The organism is Glaesserella parasuis (assembly GCF_002015085.1).
GTDB classification, from domain to species: Bacteria; Pseudomonadota; Gammaproteobacteria; order Enterobacterales; family Pasteurellaceae; genus Glaesserella; species Glaesserella parasuis.
This window is the reverse complement of the sequence record NZ_MUXW01000004.1, coordinates 1-15,840: the sequence shown is the minus strand read 5'-3', so window position 1 is coordinate 15,840 and position 15,840 is coordinate 1. Positions and strand designations below refer to the sequence as shown.

Sequence of the window (15,840 nt, the reverse complement as noted above, 5' to 3'; positions counted from 1 at the left end):
AGAGAAATGGGAATGAGGCCTTGTCATTTCATGTTATAAAACATCGTATTTGAAGAAGTACGATGTTTTTTTATTCCTCAACTTTTATGAATAAACTCAGATTTCCTTAAGAAATTTATGCTAAACTGCGCATCGTTTTAATCCGATCATAACTATAAAAGGATATAAAAATGTCTATGCTATTAAACCTGTATCGTAAAGCGTTGAACCTACCGCTTTCGCTGTTAGTGAAAACACGTTCAATTCCTACAGATCCTGTGAATGAATTAGGGCTGAAGTTAGATCAACCTATTGTGTATGTGTTGCCCTACACCTCACAAACGGATCTGTTAATTTTGCAAAAAAACTGCCAAGCTCTGAACTTGCCTGATCCGCTGGTAAATAATGATATTCAAGGGGTATCTTTGTCTCGTTTTGTCTTTTTAGATGAAGGGCGTCGTTTCTTTAAATCCAAAGGGGCGAAAAGTGAAACAGAGTTGGTTTTCTATCGTTATTTAGATTTAAACCGTAATGATGAGCAGTTAGACATTCAAGTTGTTCCTGTCTCTGTGCTTTGGGGACGCGCACCGGGTAAAGAGAAAGGTTTGCCAGTATTACGTCTGCTGGGAACTTTCCAACGCTTAGTGACAATGCTTTGGTTTGGACGTGATAATTTTATCCGTTTTTCACAAGCGGTTTCTTTACGCTATATGATTACCAATCACGGAACCGATGAAAATCTGGCTCAAAAATTGGCCCGTGTGGCAAAAATGCATTTTGCTAAACAGCGTTATTCGGCAACAGGTCCTCAACTGCCTGATCGTCAAGCGATGTTCAATAAATTACTGCAATCCCCTGCAATTTTGGCTGCGATTGAAGATGAAGCGAAAAAACCAAAAAGTTCGCTTGAAAAAGCTCGCAAAGAAGCTGAGAAAATTCTGGATGAAATCGCTGCAAATGTTCGTCACGACAGCTTAAGAAGCGCAGATCGTGTGTTAAGTTGGTTGTGGAATAAACTCTATCAAGGGATCAACGTGCAATATGCAGAGCGTGTGCGTAAATTGGCATTAGAAGGACACGAGTTAGTATATGTGCCGTGCCACCGTAGCCATATGGACTATCTGCTTCTCTCTTATATTCTGTATCATCAAGGCTTAGTGCCGCCACATATTGCTGCTGGGATCAACCTAAACTTCTGGCCTGCAGGTCCTATTTTTAGAAGTTGGGGGGCATTCTTTATTCGTCGTACTTTCAAGGGCAATCGTCTGTATTCTACGATTTTCCGTGAATACCTTGCAGAGCTGTTCTACCGTGGTTATTCCGTAGAATACTTTATTGAGGGCGGTCGCTCACGCACAGGGCGTTTGCTTGATCCAAAAACAGGAATGATGTCGATGACGTTACAAGCATTGCAACGTGGCTTAACTCGCCCGATCAGTATTGTGCCTGTTTATATTGGTTATGAACACGTTTTAGAAGTAGATACTTACGCTAAAGAATTACGAGGTGCAGAGAAAGAGAAAGAGAATGCTGGCTTGGTGTTACGTGTGATTAAGAAACTGAAAAAACTAGGGCAAGGCTATGTGAATTTTGGCGAACCTATTCCACTTAATCACTATCTCAATCAGTATTTTCCTGAATGGAAAGAACCGCTTACAGATGAAAACGGTCGTCCAAAATGGTTAAATAGTGCCGTTGAAGCGGTATCTAAACAAGTGATGGTGCATATTAATAATGTCGTCGCAGTCAATGCGAAAAATCTCATTGGCTCTGTGTTGCTTGCTTCACGCCAACGTTCTTTAACGCGTGAACAGCTTATTGAGCAGGTTGAAAGCTATATGCAACTGTTCAAAAATGTACCTTATACAGCGGAGGTCACTTTGCCAACGGATACAGCTGAAGCGATGTTAGATCATGTTATTAATTTACCTCGTTCAGGTGTTATCTCAGAAAAAGACAACTTTGGTGAAATTATCCGTTTAGATCGTCAATCTGCAGTATTAATGACCTATTATCGCAATAACATTCAGCATTTATTTGTTTTTCCATCATTGGTCGCAAGTATTGTGTTACATCACGAGACGGTATCCAAAGATTTGATTATCCAGAGTGTTAATCGCATTTATCCGTTCTTACAAGCAGAACTCTTTATGCACTTTAAAACAGAGGAAGTTCGTGGGCATGTTGAGGCAATTTTAGCGGAATTTGTTGCTCAAAATCTGATTAAGAACGAAAGTGAAATGTTTGTGATTAACCGCCAGCGTATCCGTTCGTTGCAGTTACACTCTTCTGGTGTGCGAGAGTTATTACAACGTTATTACATCAGCTTGAGTATTTTGATTGAACAACCTGAAATTAGTCGAAATCATCTTGAGCAAGAAAGCCGTTCAATTGCACAACGTCTGTCTGTGCTACACGGTATTAATGCTCCAGAGTTCTTTGATAAAGCATTGTTCTCGACTTTTAGCGCTACATTGAAAGAGCAGGGGTATTTTGATGAAGAAGGCAATACGATTGTATCAAAAGTTCAATCTATTGAAGAGTTGATCAGAGGATTGATCTCCGTTGAAATTCAACATACTGTTCAAGGAGCGATGGTCAAGTTGGAAGAGGTAAATAATATATAAATATAGGGCGCTTTCTAATTAAATATTGTAGGAATACTTGGTGAGTTGTGTTCCTACATTTCTTTTCTTGTGGAACAGCTACAAAATATAAAATTTTTTGCAATAACCGACCGCTTCTATCATTTTTTCCTTGTAATTCCTGCAAATTTTGCTACATTCCACAGGTTGTTTTTCTTGTTTAAAAGGTCAAAAAATGAACCAACAACTTGAGTTAATCAAATCTTCCATTAAATCTATTCCTGATTATCCAAAAGCAGGCATTATCTTCCGTGATATTACTTCTTTATTAGAAGTGCCTGCCGCATTCCAAGCCTCTGTTGGTGCAATTGTGGCTGAGTTTAGAGATAAAGGGATCACCAAAATTGTGGGGACCGAATCTCGTGGATTTATCTTTGGTGCGCCAGTGGCATTAGCTTTAGGTGTGCCTTTTGTACTTGTGCGCAAACCGAAAAAATTACCTCGTTCGGTAATTTCGCAATCTTATGCCCTTGAGTACGGCGAAGATACCTTAGAGATCCATACAGACTCTGTTCAAGCTGGGGATAATGTGCTTGTCATTGATGATTTACTTGCAACAGGCGGTACGGTGGAAGCAACAGTACAACTTATTCGCCGTTTAGGTGGTACAGTTGAGAATGCAGCCTTTGTGATTTGGTTGCCTGATCTTGACGGTAAAGAACGCTTAGAGAAAATCGGTGTCAATTCTTATACCTTAGTGAGCTTTGAAGGTCACTAATCTTATATTTCTCCCTTTGCAATCCCCCCTTTGTAAAAGGGGGGGGGAGGGGGGGGATTTCAAGAGCTACGCAACATCTAAAGAGGTCAAATGTCCTATCAAGTTCTAGCACGCAAATGGCGACCACAGCGGTTTAGCGAAGTGGTCGGGCAACAACACGTTTTATCCGCTCTCGAAAATGGTTTGCGAGAAGGGCGGTTACATCACGCTTATCTTTTTTCAGGAACGCGTGGCGTAGGGAAAACGTCAATTGCTCGCCTGTTTGCGAAAGGCTTGAACTGTGAAACGGGGATCAGTGCTGATCCCTGTGGTCAATGTGCGAACTGTAAAGCCATTGAAGAAGGGCGATTTATCGATCTGATCGAAATCGACGCTGCTTCACGCACAAAAGTCGAAGATACCCGTGAATTGCTCGACAATGTGCAATACAAACCAACCGTCGGACGTTTTAAGGTCTATTTGATTGACGAAGTGCATATGCTCTCTCGTCACAGCTTCAATGCGTTATTAAAAACCCTTGAAGAACCGCCTGAATATGTCAAATTCTTACTTGCGACCACGGATCCGCAAAAACTGCCGATTACCATTCTTTCTCGTTGTATGCAGTTCCATTTGCGTGCGTTGGAACAATCGCAAATTCAGCAACACCTTGAATTTATATTAACCCAAGAGCAAATTCCCTATGAATTGTCAGCACTTGCTAAACTAGCAAAAGCGGCACAAGGCAGTATTCGTGATGCGTTGAGCTTAACCGATCAGGCAATTGCTGTCAGTAATGTGAATATCACCTTGCCGATTGTAAGCCAAATGCTCCGCTTAATTGACGATCATCAACCGTTAGAATTGGTGCAAGCCCTTGCAAATGCGGACGGCGAAAAAGCAATGGCAGTAATTCAGTCTGTGGCGGAAAAAGGTGTCGATTGGCAACAACTGTTAAGCGATACGGCAGAAACCTTGCACCAAATTGCGATGTTGCAGTTGTTGAAACATCCTCATCAAGAAGAAACCCCACTGCATTTTTTAGCGAAACAGATCTCTCCAGAAGATGTGCAGTTTTTCTATCAAGTAATGCTTACAGGCAAAAAAGAGTTGCCTTTTGCCCCTGAGCAACGTTCAGGCGTGGAAATGACTATTTTAAGAGCCTTGGCTTTCCACCCTAAAAATATGGCAACCACGACAACAGTTGCTACACCTACACCAACAACGCCCGTTGCACCTATGCAATCGCCAAATAGTATTAGCCAGTTAAGAGAACGTTTAGCTCAACAGCAAAATTCAGCTCAAACAGTGACAACACAAGCGGTCGAAACTGAACAACAGTTTGCAAAAAATCTCGCCCAACAACCCGCTACCCCAACTGAAGTGAGTGCAGAAAGTATATCGCCAGCCTTAAAAGCAATGCAGGCTCGTCAGCAATTAAAAGCGAAACAAGAGCAACAAGACGAAAAAAAAAAGTCTGATTTAACCTCCATTCAACCACCCCAAACGGTGAATAAAAAGAGCGTTCAACAAGGTTTAATGAACCTAGTGACCGCTCAAGATCAACGGCAACAAGTCGAAAAAACACCTCAAAAAACTATCGCTTCACAAAATGATGAAGACTACCGTTGGACTTGGCTTAATCCTGAGTTAGAAAATCAAGAGGAAGCCCCGAAGCCTTCAGAAATTAAGCAAGCCATTTTGCAAGAGCGAACACCTAAGCTAGTTAAAAAAACGATTGAGCTTGGTTGTGAACGAGATAAATGGAGCCGAATTGTAAACAGTTTAAAACTGGGCGGAGTTTCTCGTCAGCTCGCTTTAAACAGCTATTTAGAAAGCCATAACAACAATCATCTTTTGTTGGTTTTAAACCCCACAATGGCACATTTAAACAGCAATGAAGCGACCCAAAGTTTATACAATGCCCTCTCACAACAAGGCTTTAGTAGTGAAATGCGAATAGGCGAAAGTGATGAGTTCCAAACCCCATTAGAAATTCGTCGAGTTATTTTTGAACAGCTCACGCAAGAGGCTAAACAAGCACTACAAGCGGACGAAAAGTTAAAACTTTTACAACAAGCCTTTGATGCTCAAATGGACGAAGCAACTATTCGGGCAGTAGCGGAGTAGAAAATATGTACGCACTCGAAATAAAAAACCTAATCAAACAATATCCAACAGGTGTTCAAGCCCTTAAAGGCATAGATCTCTGTGTTGAACAGGGAGACTTTTATGCATTGCTTGGGCATAATGGTGCTGGCAAGTCCACGACGATTGGAATTATTAGCTCACTAGTGAATAAAACAAGTGGGACAATAAAAGTGTTTGGCTACGATCTTGATAAACAAAAAATTCAATTAAAACAACAGATTGGATTAGTTCCCCAAGAGTTTAATTTCAATCAGTTTGAAAAAGTGATCGACGTTTTAATTAACCAAGCAGGATTTTATGGCATTAAGCGTAGTCAAGCCTTAATCCAAGCGGAAATTTGGTTGAAAAAATTAGACTTATGGGAAAAACGTGATCATTTTACCCGTGAATTATCAGGCGGTATGAAACGCCGAGTGATGATTGCCCGTGCATTAATGCATAACCCTAAACTGCTGATTTTAGATGAACCAACAGCAGGGGTAGATATTGAACTTCGCCGTAGTTTGTGGGATTTTTTGCGAGAGCTTAATCAGCAAGGGACAACTATTATTCTGACTACGCACTATTTAGAAGAAGCGGAAACTCTGTGTCGTAATATCGGAATTATTCAGCAAGGGCAAATCATCGAGAATACCTCAATGAAAGCGTTATTGGCAAAACTCGAAACGGAGATCTTTTTGCTAGATTTAAGTGAAAACCGACCGCTTGTTATTGACGGTTATCCGTTTAAATGGGTAGATGAAACCACTATCGAAGTAGAAGTAAACCGAAAACAAGGGTTAAACAACTTATTCCAACAGCTTAGTTCACAACATATTGAAGTGTTAAGTATGCGAAATAAGTCCAACCGCTTGGAAGAGTTGTTTATGCAATTAAAATAGCCAATAAAATTAGATAAATATATGATCGGATTTTCAACACTCGCAATAAAAGAAACAAAACGTGTCTTACGCATTTGGCGACAAACATTAGTACCGCCAATTATTACAACGACACTCTATTTTTTAATCTTCGGTAAACTTATCGGACACCGTATCGGTGAGATGAGCGGTGTAAGCTATATGCAATTTATTGCTCCTGGGTTAATAATGATGTCAGCAATTACCGCTTCTTACACCAACACAGCTTCATCATTTTTCCTAAGCAAATTTGTTCGCAACATTGAAGAGTTGCTTGTGTCACCGCTATCTACCCATACGATTATTTGGGGATATGTGGCAGGCAGTATAATGCGAGGCGTAATGGTCGGTATCCTTGTGACAGCGGTGACATTGTGCTTTGTTTCTTATCAAATATACTCTTGGGGCATCATTATCCTTACGATGTTGATGACGACTATTGCCTTTGCTCTAGGGGGATTGATTAATGCGGTATTTGCGAAAACCTTTGATGACATTGGCATTATCCCTACCTTTGTACTAACACCCTTAACCTATCTTGGCGGTGTGTTTTATTCCATTAGCTTATTGCCTGAATTTTGGCAACAAGTGTCCCAATTTAACCCGATTGTTTATATGATCAGCGGTTTTCGCTATGGCTTTTTAGGTATTAGCGATGTGTCGATCTACTATACTTTTGCTGTGTTAATCTTATTTATCCTAGCACTTTACGCTTGGGTTTATGGCTTAATTGAGAGAGGGGTTGGGTTGAGGTCTTAAGAACCAACAAGTACAGAAACTCAAAGTAATCTGTTGTTTATGTTCTCTACTTATGAACCGCCTTGACAAGACCTATAAAAAGAGCGATAAATGATACCAAAAAAGGAAGGATTATTATGCCAAGTATTATTTTAACCAATACTGTTGCGAGTATTACAGAGCTAAAGACAAATCCAATGGCGACATTCAATGCGGCAGGCGGTGAGGCAATTGCAATTTTAAACCGAAATGAACCCGCTTTTTATTGTGTACCACCGCATATTTATGAATATCTCATTGAGCTTGCTGATGATGCAGAATTAGCAAAATTAGTGGAAGAACGCCAACACGAAAAAAGCTACAAAGTGGATTTAGCGGATTTATTAAAATGAGCTATACCATTGAATTTATCCCATCAGCAGAAAAAGAGTTTCGTAAACTAAGCTTAGATTTAAGAAAACAATTTATCGAAAAACTTAAAGAAAGAGCTGAAAATCCGCGTGTAGAAAGTGCTAAACTTCGTGGAATGAAAGATTGTTATAAAATCAAATTGCGTAATGCAGGCTATCGTTTGGTGTATCAAGTGATTGATGAACGTATTGTAATCAAAGTGGTTGCACTGGGAAAAAGGGAGCGCAACGACGTTTACCAAAAAGCACAATTACGTTTATAAAAATATAATTTGAAACCATAAAAAAAAACCGATACCAAAAAACAGTATCGGGGGAGGTCTTACCTAAGGAAATGAAAAATAAAACTAGCACATTATGCGTATTCTAAGACTACCCCAATGAAACTTAGTTCAATAAAATTCTAAAAAATTTTAAAAAATTATATCTTATTGAAATACTTAATAAATTAATGAGATAACGAGGCGAATAAATGGTTCAAACCACCTTTTTTATTTACGATTACGAAAGTTTTGGTGTCGATCCTGCTACAGATCGTCCTGCACAATTTGCAGGGATCCGCACCGATAGCGATTTCAACATTATCGGTGAACCCGTAATGTTCTACTGCCAACAAACAGAAGATTATTTGCCTTCACCAGAAGCTGTGATGGTAACAGGGATTACACCACAGCTTTGTAATCAACAAGGGCTACCTGAACCTGAATTTGCCGCTCGTATTCACGCCGAATTTAGCCAACCTAACACCTGCGTAATGGGATATAACAACATTCGCTATGATGATGAAATGACCCGTTATACCTTTTTCCGCAATTTTTTCGATCCTTATGAATATAGCTGGAAAAACGGCAATTCTCGTTGGGATCTTCTTGATGTTGTGCGTGCCTGTTATGCTTTACGTCCAGAAGGGATAGAATGGGCGTATGATGATGAAGGTATGCCGAGCTTTAAATTAGAAAATTTGACCAAAGCAAATGGTATTGCTCACGACAACGCTCACGATGCAATGGCTGATGTGTATGCTACTATTGCAATGGCAAAGTTAATCAAACAAAAACAACCTAAATTATTCGACTTTTTCCTGCAAAATCGAGGTAAAAAAGCCCTAGAAGAGATGATTGATGTCGGTGAAATGACACCGCTTGTTCACGTTTCTGGAATGTTAGGCAACTATCGAGGTAACACCGCTTGGGTTGTGCCATTGGCTTGGCATCCGACTAATCGAAACGCAGTGATTGTATGTGATCTATCGGGGAATATAAACGACCTATTGAATGAGCCAAGCGAAATATTGCGTGAACGTCTTTATACCAAAAAAGTAGAATTAGAAGCTCAAGGGCTTTATGCTGTTCCACTAAAACTCGTGCATATTAATAAATGCCCAATTTTAGCTCCAGCCAAAACGTTACTGTCTGAAAATGCAACACGTTTAGGCATCGATCGTCAATCCTGTTTAGAAAATTTAAAACTGCTAAAATCCCAAAAAAGCCTTGTGCGAGAAAAGGTTATTGATATTTTTTCTGAGGAAAGGAATTATCCAGCGTCAAATAATATAGAAACCACGTTATACGATGGCTTTTTTGAACCTGCAGATAAAAACAATATGGCGATTTTGCGAAATCTAAAACCTGAAGAGCTTGCACATCACGGCTTGAAATTTAGCGATCCAAGAATTGAACCTCTACTTTTCCATTATCGAGCAAGACATTACTCAGAAACCTTAACACGCGCAGAACAAGTACGCTGGCAAAAGTATTGCTATCAACAACTTGAAACAAAAGCAGAGGCCTTTGAACAAGCGGTTGATCTGTTATCGGCTCAATATCACGATAATCCTGAAAAGATAAAATTATTGACAGATCTCACCGCTTACGCAGCACAATTAATGCAGCCTAAAGCCACCAAGTCCGTCAATTCACCAGCTTCAGAGCTATTAGTATCGGAATTAAATCAACTTGCTGATCAAGGGCTGAGTAAAGCGGATAAATTAAAAGCGATTGGGGCTTTGCTTAATAAAAAATAAACTTGTTCTCGCTATAGACAATGGCTAGGCAAACGATTACTATCACTCCAATTTTTACAAACACGACGATAAGGAAAACGATATGAATAAAACATTACTTGCTCTTGCCCTTGTGGCTTTTTCTGCAACTTCTTTTGCAACAACAAACGGAAAACAAGCGGTCGCTTCTGAGGAAACAAAAGCTGCAAATGCCCTCGTATTACAAACAGACTTCGGTTTAAAAGATGGTGCAGTATCTGCAATGCAAGGGGTGGCTTTTGGGGTTGATCGTGAGTTAAAAATGTTTGATTTAACTCACGAAATTCCTGCATATAATATTTGGGAAGCCTCTTATCGTTTATATCAAACCGCAACCTATTGGCCTGCTGGCACCGTTTTTGTTAGCGTTGTCGATCCAGGCGTTGGCACAGATCGTAAATCGGTCGTATTAAAAACTAAAACAGGACACTATTTTGTAACCCCTGATAATGGCACATTAACGTTAGTGGCTGAATTTTTAGGGATTGAGAGCATTCGTGAAATTGATGAAACAAAACACCGCTTGGAAGGTTCTGAAAAATCTTATACTTTCCACGGACGCGATGTCTATGCTTATACAGGAGCAAAATTAGCGTCTGGGCAGATCAGTTTTGAAGAAGTCGGTGCAGAGTTACCTGCCAAAGTCATCGAAATTAGCTACCAAAAACCTGCTATTGAAGAAGGTACATTAAAGGGCAACATTCCTGTACTAGATATTCAATATGGCAATGTTTGGACAAATATCAGCCACGAATTACTTGAACAGTCAGGTATTCAAAAAGATGGCAAAGTCTGTGTTGAAATCAAAGAAACGACGGCAGATGAGGTCAAAGTGCGTTATAGTGGCTCAATGCCATATAAGAGTAGCTTCGGTGATGTCGAAGAAGGCAGACCATTGATGTACCTCAATAGTTTATTGAATGTTTCTTTTGCCTTAAATATGGATAATTTTGCGGGAAAATACAAAATTAAATCAGGGGCAGAATGGTCTGTTTCTGTGAAATCTTGTGAAAAACAACAATAAATAAAATAATCGTAGGGACACACTGCGTGTGTCCGTCAACGTATGTCTGTTGATACGAATTGCGGTTTTTGTTGGAACGAATGGACACACGCAGTGTGTCCCTACAAAATGGTATATTGTTATGGTTGGAAGGATTAAGGATAATTAAATGAAATATGATTTACATAGCCATAGCACTGCGTCCGACGGCGTGCTTACCCCCACGGAACTCGTTAAACGAGCGGTAGAACAAAATGTAACAATGCTAGCCTTAACCGATCACGATACCGTCGCAGGTATCACCGAAGCGAAAATGTTTGCCCAAAACCAACCGCTTACCTTTATCAGTGGTGTAGAAATTTCTGTGTTATGGGAAGGGAAAAGCCTTCACCTCACTGCCTTAAATATTGACGAAACCCACCCTGCTATCGTCAATTTACTTGCTAGCCAAAAACAATTACGCCAAGAACGTGCCGAATTGATTGGCGAAAAGCTCTCCAAAGCAGGTATCCCTAACGCATATCAAGGGGCAAAAGCCATTGCAAGCGGTGAAGTTACTCGCGCTCACTACGCCCGTTTTCTTGTGGCAGAAGGCTATGCACGCAATGATGAACACGCCTTCAAACGCTATCTAGGGATCGGCAAAACAGCTTATGTAAAGCCCGTATGGTGCAGCACCGAAGAAGCCATCGCAGCGACACACCAAGCTGGTGGCGTTATCTGTTTTGCACACCCATTACGCTATAAATTAACAGCGAAATGGATCCGCCGTTTTATTGAAGAGTTTAAACAGGCTGGCGGAGATGGCATAGAGGTAACGGGAGCCGCCCAAACGCCAGACCAGCGTCAGCTTCTTGCTCGTTGGGCAAAAGAGTTTGATCTCTATGCCTCTGTCGGCTCAGATTTCCACTACCCGACAGGCTGGGTTGAGTTAGGGAAGGATTTGATATTACCTTCAAGCTGTAAGCCGATTTGGGCATTGTTTAGTTAATTGATTTATATTAGGTGAAGTGCATAGTAGGAAATGATTTTAACTCAAAGTGTGTGTACTCACATTGATTGATGTTGTATCTACTATGCTATTTATTTAATCAATTTTATAAACTGTTTTTTTCCCTCGAGCCAAACTAATCACCCCAGAACGAACGATTTCAATAATTGTTGTTTCTGCTTTCACTGTTTCAATAAAAGCATTGAGTTTATCACTAGCACCAGAGAGCTGAATGGTATATTGTTTTGGCGTAATGTCCACGATTTGTCCACGGAAAATGTCAACCATTCGCTTAATTTCATCTCGTGTACTACCTACAGCTCGAACTTTTAGTAGAAGTACTTCTCGCTCAATATGTTCGCAATGGCTAAGATTTGTCACTTTGAATATATCAATTAGCTTATGCAGTTGTTTTTCTATCTGCTCCAAGACTTGTTCATCACCTTGTGCCACAATGGTCATTCGAGATAAACTCGGATCATCCGTTGGGGCAACCGTAAGACTTTCAATATTAAAACCACGTTGAGAGAATAGCCCAACGACACGGGATAAAGCTCCCGATTCATTTTCTAATAGGACGGATAATATTCTACGCATCTGTTCTCTCCGTTTTACTTAACATCATATCTTTCATTGATTCACCACGAATTTGCATTGGGTAAACGTGTTCTGTTTCATCTACTAACACATCAACAAAAACAAGTTTATCTTTAATTGCAAAGGCTTGTGCTAATTTTTCCTCTAATTCATCAGGGGTGTTAATTTGAATACCGACGTGTCCATAAGCCTCTGCCAGTTTGACAAAGTCAGGTAGTGAGTTCATATAAGATTGGGAATGGCGACCTGCATAAATAATATCCTGCCACTGTTTCACCATACCTAAGAATCGGTTGTTTAAACTCACAATCACCACAGGGGTATCATATTGTTTTGCTGTAGAAAGTTCTTGAATATTCATTTGAATACTGCCGTCACCTGTGACACAAACAACCGTTGCTTCAGGGTGTGCAAATTTCACTCCCATAGCCGCAGGTAAGCCAAAGCCCATTGTGCCTAAACCACCAGAGTTAATCCAACGACGCGGTTTATCGAAAGGATAATGTAACGCAGCAAACATTTGATGTTGTCCTACGTCAGAAGCAATATAGGCATCGCCATTTGTTAATTTATAAATGGTTTGAATAACCTGTTGAGGTTTTATCACATCACTTTGCTCAAAACGTAAACATTGACGAGCTTTCCACTCATTAATTTGTTGCCACCAAGCGGTCAGATCTGATTGACCTTTTGCCAGATTTTCTTCACCTAACAATGCTAAAAATTCTTCTAATACAAATTTTGCATCGCCGACAATGGGAATATATGCAGGGACGGTTTTAGAAATAGAGGTAGGATCAATATCAATGTGGATCACTTTAGCATTTGGGCAGTATTTTGCGAGATTATTGGTAGTACGATCATCAAAACGCACACCGATACCCAAAATTAAATCACTTTCGTGCATTGCATTGTTAGCTTCATAGGTACCGTGCATACCTAACATACCTAGGAATTGCTTATCTGTACTTGGATATGCTCCTAATCCCATTAGAGAACTTGTGACAGGTAGATTTAATTTCTGAGCAAATTCGATCAACTCTTTATTTGACTCCGAAATCACTGCACCACCACCCACAAAAAGTACAGGTTTTTTAGCCACTAAGATCGCTTTTAATGCCTTCTTAATTTGCCCTTTGTGTCCTTGTACCGTGGGGTTGTAAGAACGTAATGATACAGAATCAGGGTAGTGGTAACTGAATTTATTTGCTGGATTTACCATATCCTTTGGCACATCAATAACGACAGGGCCAGGGCGACCTGTTGAAGCGATATAAAATGCTTTTTTTATGATCTCAGGAATTTCTTCTGGATTGGTGACGAGGAAACTATGTTTAACCACAGGGCGAGAAATACCAACCATATCACATTCTTGGAAAGCATCGGTTCCGATAAGGCTTGAAGGCACTTGTCCTGAAAAAACGACCAGTGGAATGGAATCTGTGTAGGCGGTTGCAATCCCTGTGATCGCATTTGTTGCCCCTGGGCCAGATGTGACTAATACACAACCGACTTTACCTGTAGAACGTGCATAGCCATCAGCCATATGTACAGCCGCTTGTTCGTGACGGACAAGAACGTGTTTGATTCCCCCTAAGGTGTGAATTGCATCATAAATATCAAGGACTGAGCCACCTGGGTAACCAAAAACGTATTTCACGCCTTCGTCACGCAAGGATTGCACAATCATTTCCGCTCCTGAGAGTTTTTTCATTGAATCCTCCAACAAAATTAACATAAGGTTTACACCATAAAAACAATGTTGGGCATTTTGCAAAAAATCTGACCGCTTGTCTAGCATTAAAAACAATGTTTTCTTTAATTTTTAGATTTAAATTCTAAAAAATAATAAAAATTTATTTTTTTATAAAAAAATGTTGTTCTTTTATTTATTTTTATTAATATAACTTATATTTTATAAATTTTCAAATATTGAGGTATTTATATGCAAAACTACAACATTGCCGTGTTAAGTGGTGACGGGATTGGCCCTGAGATTATGGCTCAAGCGATTAAAGTGCTTGATACTGTTCAACAAAAGTACGGGTTTAAATTAAGTTATAACTATTATGATATTGGCGGCGTTGCCATTGATAATCACGGAAAAGCATTACCAGAAAGCACATTAAAAGGGTGTGAAGAAGCCGACGCTATTTTGTTTGGCTCTGTAGGCGGTCCAAAATGGGAACATCTTCCACCAAATGAGCAACCAGAGCGTGGTGCTTTGTTACCACTTCGTAAACACTTTGCATTATTCTGCAATCTTCGCCCTGCTACACTTTATAAAGGCTTAGAACAATTTTGCCCATTGCGTGCGGACATTGCAGCAAAAGGCTTTGATATGGTAACAGTCCGTGAATTAACGGGTGGTATCTATTTTGGGCAGCCTAAAGGTCGTGAAGGCGAGGGAGAAAATGAGAAAGCTTTTGATACGGAAGTTTATCACCGTTATGAAATTGAACGCATTGCAAAAGTGGCATTTGAAACGGCAATGAAACGCACCAAACATGTTACTTCCGTCGATAAAGCCAATGTGTTAATGAGTTCAATCCTTTGGCGTGAAACCGTAAATGAAGTAGCAAAACAATATCCTGAAGTGAAGCTGGATCATATCTATATTGACAATGCAGCAATGCAGTTAATCAAGCAACCTGATTTCTTTGATGTGTTGCTTTGCTCTAATATCTTTGGCGATATTATTTCTGACGAGTGTGCGATGATTACTGGCTCTATGGGAATGCTACCTTCTGCGAGTTTAAATGAAAAAGGATTTGGTTTATACGAACCAGCGGGTGGTTCAGCGCCAGATATTGCAGGTAAAAATATTGCTAACCCAATCGCACAAATTCTTTCTGCAGCGATGATGTTACGTCATAGTTTTGGTTTGGAAGAATCTGCGAAAGCGATTGAAAATGCGGTTCAAAAAGTATTAGCCGAGGGTTACCGCACGGCAGATCTTGCTGATCATACTACGATGCCCGTAACTACCTCGGAGATGGGAAATTTGATCGAACAATATATTGGCTAAGGTTATACCATTTTATTTATGGTTAAGAAGGTACATTAGTTCTTCTAAAAACAGTATCCAAAGTCACGATAAATTGGCATAGTAGACAAAATAGTTGCTAATATCTATTTTCTTGAAATATTAGCAACTCTTTTTATTTAAAAAATCCTGTATAAACAACATCTTACGTTTTTTAGTTAATCCATTGTGATTATTTAATTTTCGCTTAAGTTCACTAAATAACCCCTCTAAACGATTTGTCGTCTTTTCTATATTTAATTCAGAATGTTTTTCATAGGTAAAAATATAATGCTTTAAACTGGCATAAGCACTTCTTACATTGCTATGTTTATAAGGAAAATAGTCTTTTTCATTCGCTTTATCACTCCTTTCTTTTAAAAAAATCTTGATGTTTTATAAACCAAGAATGTAATCGCCGATAAAATTCATTTTTGAGCTTCTTGTGAGTGTTTTTGCAATTATTTTTAATTCTTTACCCGCTTGTGATTGGTGCTTTTTTCTTAATTTTCGAATCACAATCGCTACCATATGAAATTGACACATTTGTACTGGTGTATTAAATAAATCTTTCATCAAACCACGTCTACCATCACAGGTAATCGATTGAATTATATAGCCTTTTTCCCTTAACCTATTCAGGGCAAGTTTGTAGTAAATATCT

Annotated in this window: 13 protein-coding genes and 1 pseudogene; 11 read left to right on the top strand and 3 right to left on the bottom strand. The window is 39.6% G+C overall.

What is annotated here, in order from left to right:
• The first annotated feature begins 170 nt into the window (after positions 1-170).
• From plsB to B0183_RS02490, 10 genes are all read left to right on the top strand, one after another.
• Complete coding sequence (gene plsB, locus B0183_RS02535; protein WP_043896643.1) at positions 171-2,606, top strand: glycerol-3-phosphate 1-O-acyltransferase PlsB; 2,436 nt, start codon at positions 171-173, stop codon at positions 2,604-2,606.
• A 193-nt stretch (positions 2,607-2,799) separates the two neighbouring features.
• Positions 2,800-3,342 (top strand): adenine phosphoribosyltransferase, encoded by a 543-nt coding sequence (gene apt, locus B0183_RS02530; protein ID WP_010785927.1) that lies wholly within the window; start codon positions 2,800-2,802, stop codon positions 3,340-3,342.
• Positions 3,343-3,432: 90 nt separating this feature from the next.
• Complete coding sequence (gene dnaX / locus B0183_RS02525) at positions 3,433-5,451, top strand: DNA polymerase III subunit gamma/tau (RefSeq protein ID WP_078208282.1); 2,019 nt, start codon at positions 3,433-3,435, stop codon at positions 5,449-5,451.
• A 5-nt stretch (positions 5,452-5,456) separates the two neighbouring features.
• The gene (locus B0183_RS02520) at positions 5,457-6,353 is read left to right on the top strand and encodes an ABC transporter ATP-binding protein (RefSeq protein ID WP_005712691.1); all 897 of its coding nucleotides are present in this window, start codon (positions 5,457-5,459) and stop codon (positions 6,351-6,353) included.
• A 21-nt stretch (positions 6,354-6,374) separates the two neighbouring features.
• The gene (locus B0183_RS02515; RefSeq protein ID WP_021112098.1) at positions 6,375-7,130 is read left to right on the top strand and encodes an ABC transporter permease; all 756 of its coding nucleotides are present in this window, start codon (positions 6,375-6,377) and stop codon (positions 7,128-7,130) included.
• Between the two features lie 116 nt (positions 7,131-7,246).
• Positions 7,247-7,501: a type II toxin-antitoxin system Phd/YefM family antitoxin gene (locus tag B0183_RS02510; RefSeq protein WP_021118772.1), complete on the top strand. Its 255-nt coding sequence runs from the start codon at positions 7,247-7,249 to the stop codon at positions 7,499-7,501.
• Positions 7,498-7,782, top strand: coding sequence for a type II toxin-antitoxin system RelE family toxin (locus B0183_RS02505; RefSeq protein ID WP_010785923.1), 285 nt, complete (start codon positions 7,498-7,500; stop codon positions 7,780-7,782). Before B0183_RS02510 ends, B0183_RS02505 begins: the two co-directional genes overlap by 4 nt.
• A gap of 209 nt (positions 7,783-7,991) precedes the next feature.
• The gene (gene sbcB, locus B0183_RS02500) at positions 7,992-9,542 is read left to right on the top strand and encodes an exodeoxyribonuclease I (protein ID WP_021116606.1); all 1,551 of its coding nucleotides are present in this window, start codon (positions 7,992-7,994) and stop codon (positions 9,540-9,542) included.
• 82 nt (positions 9,543-9,624) lie between these two features.
• Entirely contained in the window at positions 9,625-10,584 is a 960-nt protein-coding gene (locus tag B0183_RS02495; protein ID WP_078208281.1) for an SAM hydrolase/SAM-dependent halogenase family protein, read from the top strand.
• A 148-nt stretch (positions 10,585-10,732) separates the two neighbouring features.
• Positions 10,733-11,554, top strand: a complete 822-nt coding sequence (locus B0183_RS02490; RefSeq protein ID WP_005712684.1) for a PHP domain-containing protein — start codon at positions 10,733-10,735, stop codon at positions 11,552-11,554.
• A gap of 96 nt (positions 11,555-11,650) precedes the next feature.
• Here the strand turns inward: B0183_RS02490 and ilvN are convergent, their stop codons facing one another.
• Positions 11,651-12,151: an acetolactate synthase small subunit gene (ilvN, locus tag B0183_RS02485; RefSeq protein WP_078208280.1), complete on the bottom strand. Its 501-nt coding sequence runs from the start codon at positions 12,149-12,151 to the stop codon at positions 11,651-11,653.
• Positions 12,144-13,865 (bottom strand): acetolactate synthase 3 large subunit, encoded by a 1,722-nt coding sequence (locus B0183_RS02480; RefSeq protein WP_021114603.1) that lies wholly within the window; start codon positions 13,863-13,865, stop codon positions 12,144-12,146. The genes ilvN and B0183_RS02480 overlap by 8 nt, the downstream gene beginning before the upstream one ends.
• 231 nt (positions 13,866-14,096) lie before the next feature.
• Between B0183_RS02480 and leuB the strand changes: the two genes are divergently transcribed.
• Complete coding sequence (gene leuB, locus B0183_RS02475; RefSeq protein WP_005712681.1) at positions 14,097-15,179, top strand: 3-isopropylmalate dehydrogenase; 1,083 nt, start codon at positions 14,097-14,099, stop codon at positions 15,177-15,179.
• Between the two features lie 393 nt (positions 15,180-15,572).
• On the opposite strand, the pseudogene B0183_RS13155 reads toward leuB, so the two are convergent.
• Positions 15,573-15,840, bottom strand: a pseudogene (locus tag B0183_RS13155) (IS256 family transposase, variant Zn-binding type); the annotation flags it as partial.

Coding starts and splice junctions, on each gene's coding strand:
- plsB (WP_043896643.1), top strand. CDS start 171: ATGTCTATGCTATTAAACCTGTATCGTAAAGCGTTGAACCTACCGCTT.
- apt (WP_010785927.1), top strand. CDS start 2,800: ATGAACCAACAACTTGAGTTAATCAAATCTTCCATTAAATCTATTCCT.
- dnaX (WP_078208282.1), top strand. CDS start 3,433: ATGTCCTATCAAGTTCTAGCACGCAAATGGCGACCACAGCGGTTTAGC.
- B0183_RS02520 (WP_005712691.1), top strand. CDS start 5,457: ATGTACGCACTCGAAATAAAAAACCTAATCAAACAATATCCAACAGGT.
- B0183_RS02515 (WP_021112098.1), top strand. CDS start 6,375: ATGATCGGATTTTCAACACTCGCAATAAAAGAAACAAAACGTGTCTTA.
- B0183_RS02510 (WP_021118772.1), top strand. CDS start 7,247: ATGCCAAGTATTATTTTAACCAATACTGTTGCGAGTATTACAGAGCTA.
- B0183_RS02505 (WP_010785923.1), top strand. CDS start 7,498: ATGAGCTATACCATTGAATTTATCCCATCAGCAGAAAAAGAGTTTCGT.
- sbcB (WP_021116606.1), top strand. CDS start 7,992: ATGGTTCAAACCACCTTTTTTATTTACGATTACGAAAGTTTTGGTGTC.
- B0183_RS02495 (WP_078208281.1), top strand. CDS start 9,625: ATGAATAAAACATTACTTGCTCTTGCCCTTGTGGCTTTTTCTGCAACT.
- B0183_RS02490 (WP_005712684.1), top strand. CDS start 10,733: ATGAAATATGATTTACATAGCCATAGCACTGCGTCCGACGGCGTGCTT.
- ilvN (WP_078208280.1), bottom strand. CDS start 12,151: ATGCGTAGAATATTATCCGTCCTATTAGAAAATGAATCGGGAGCTTTA.
- B0183_RS02480 (WP_021114603.1), bottom strand. CDS start 13,865: ATGAAAAAACTCTCAGGAGCGGAAATGATTGTGCAATCCTTGCGTGAC.
- leuB (WP_005712681.1), top strand. CDS start 14,097: ATGCAAAACTACAACATTGCCGTGTTAAGTGGTGACGGGATTGGCCCT.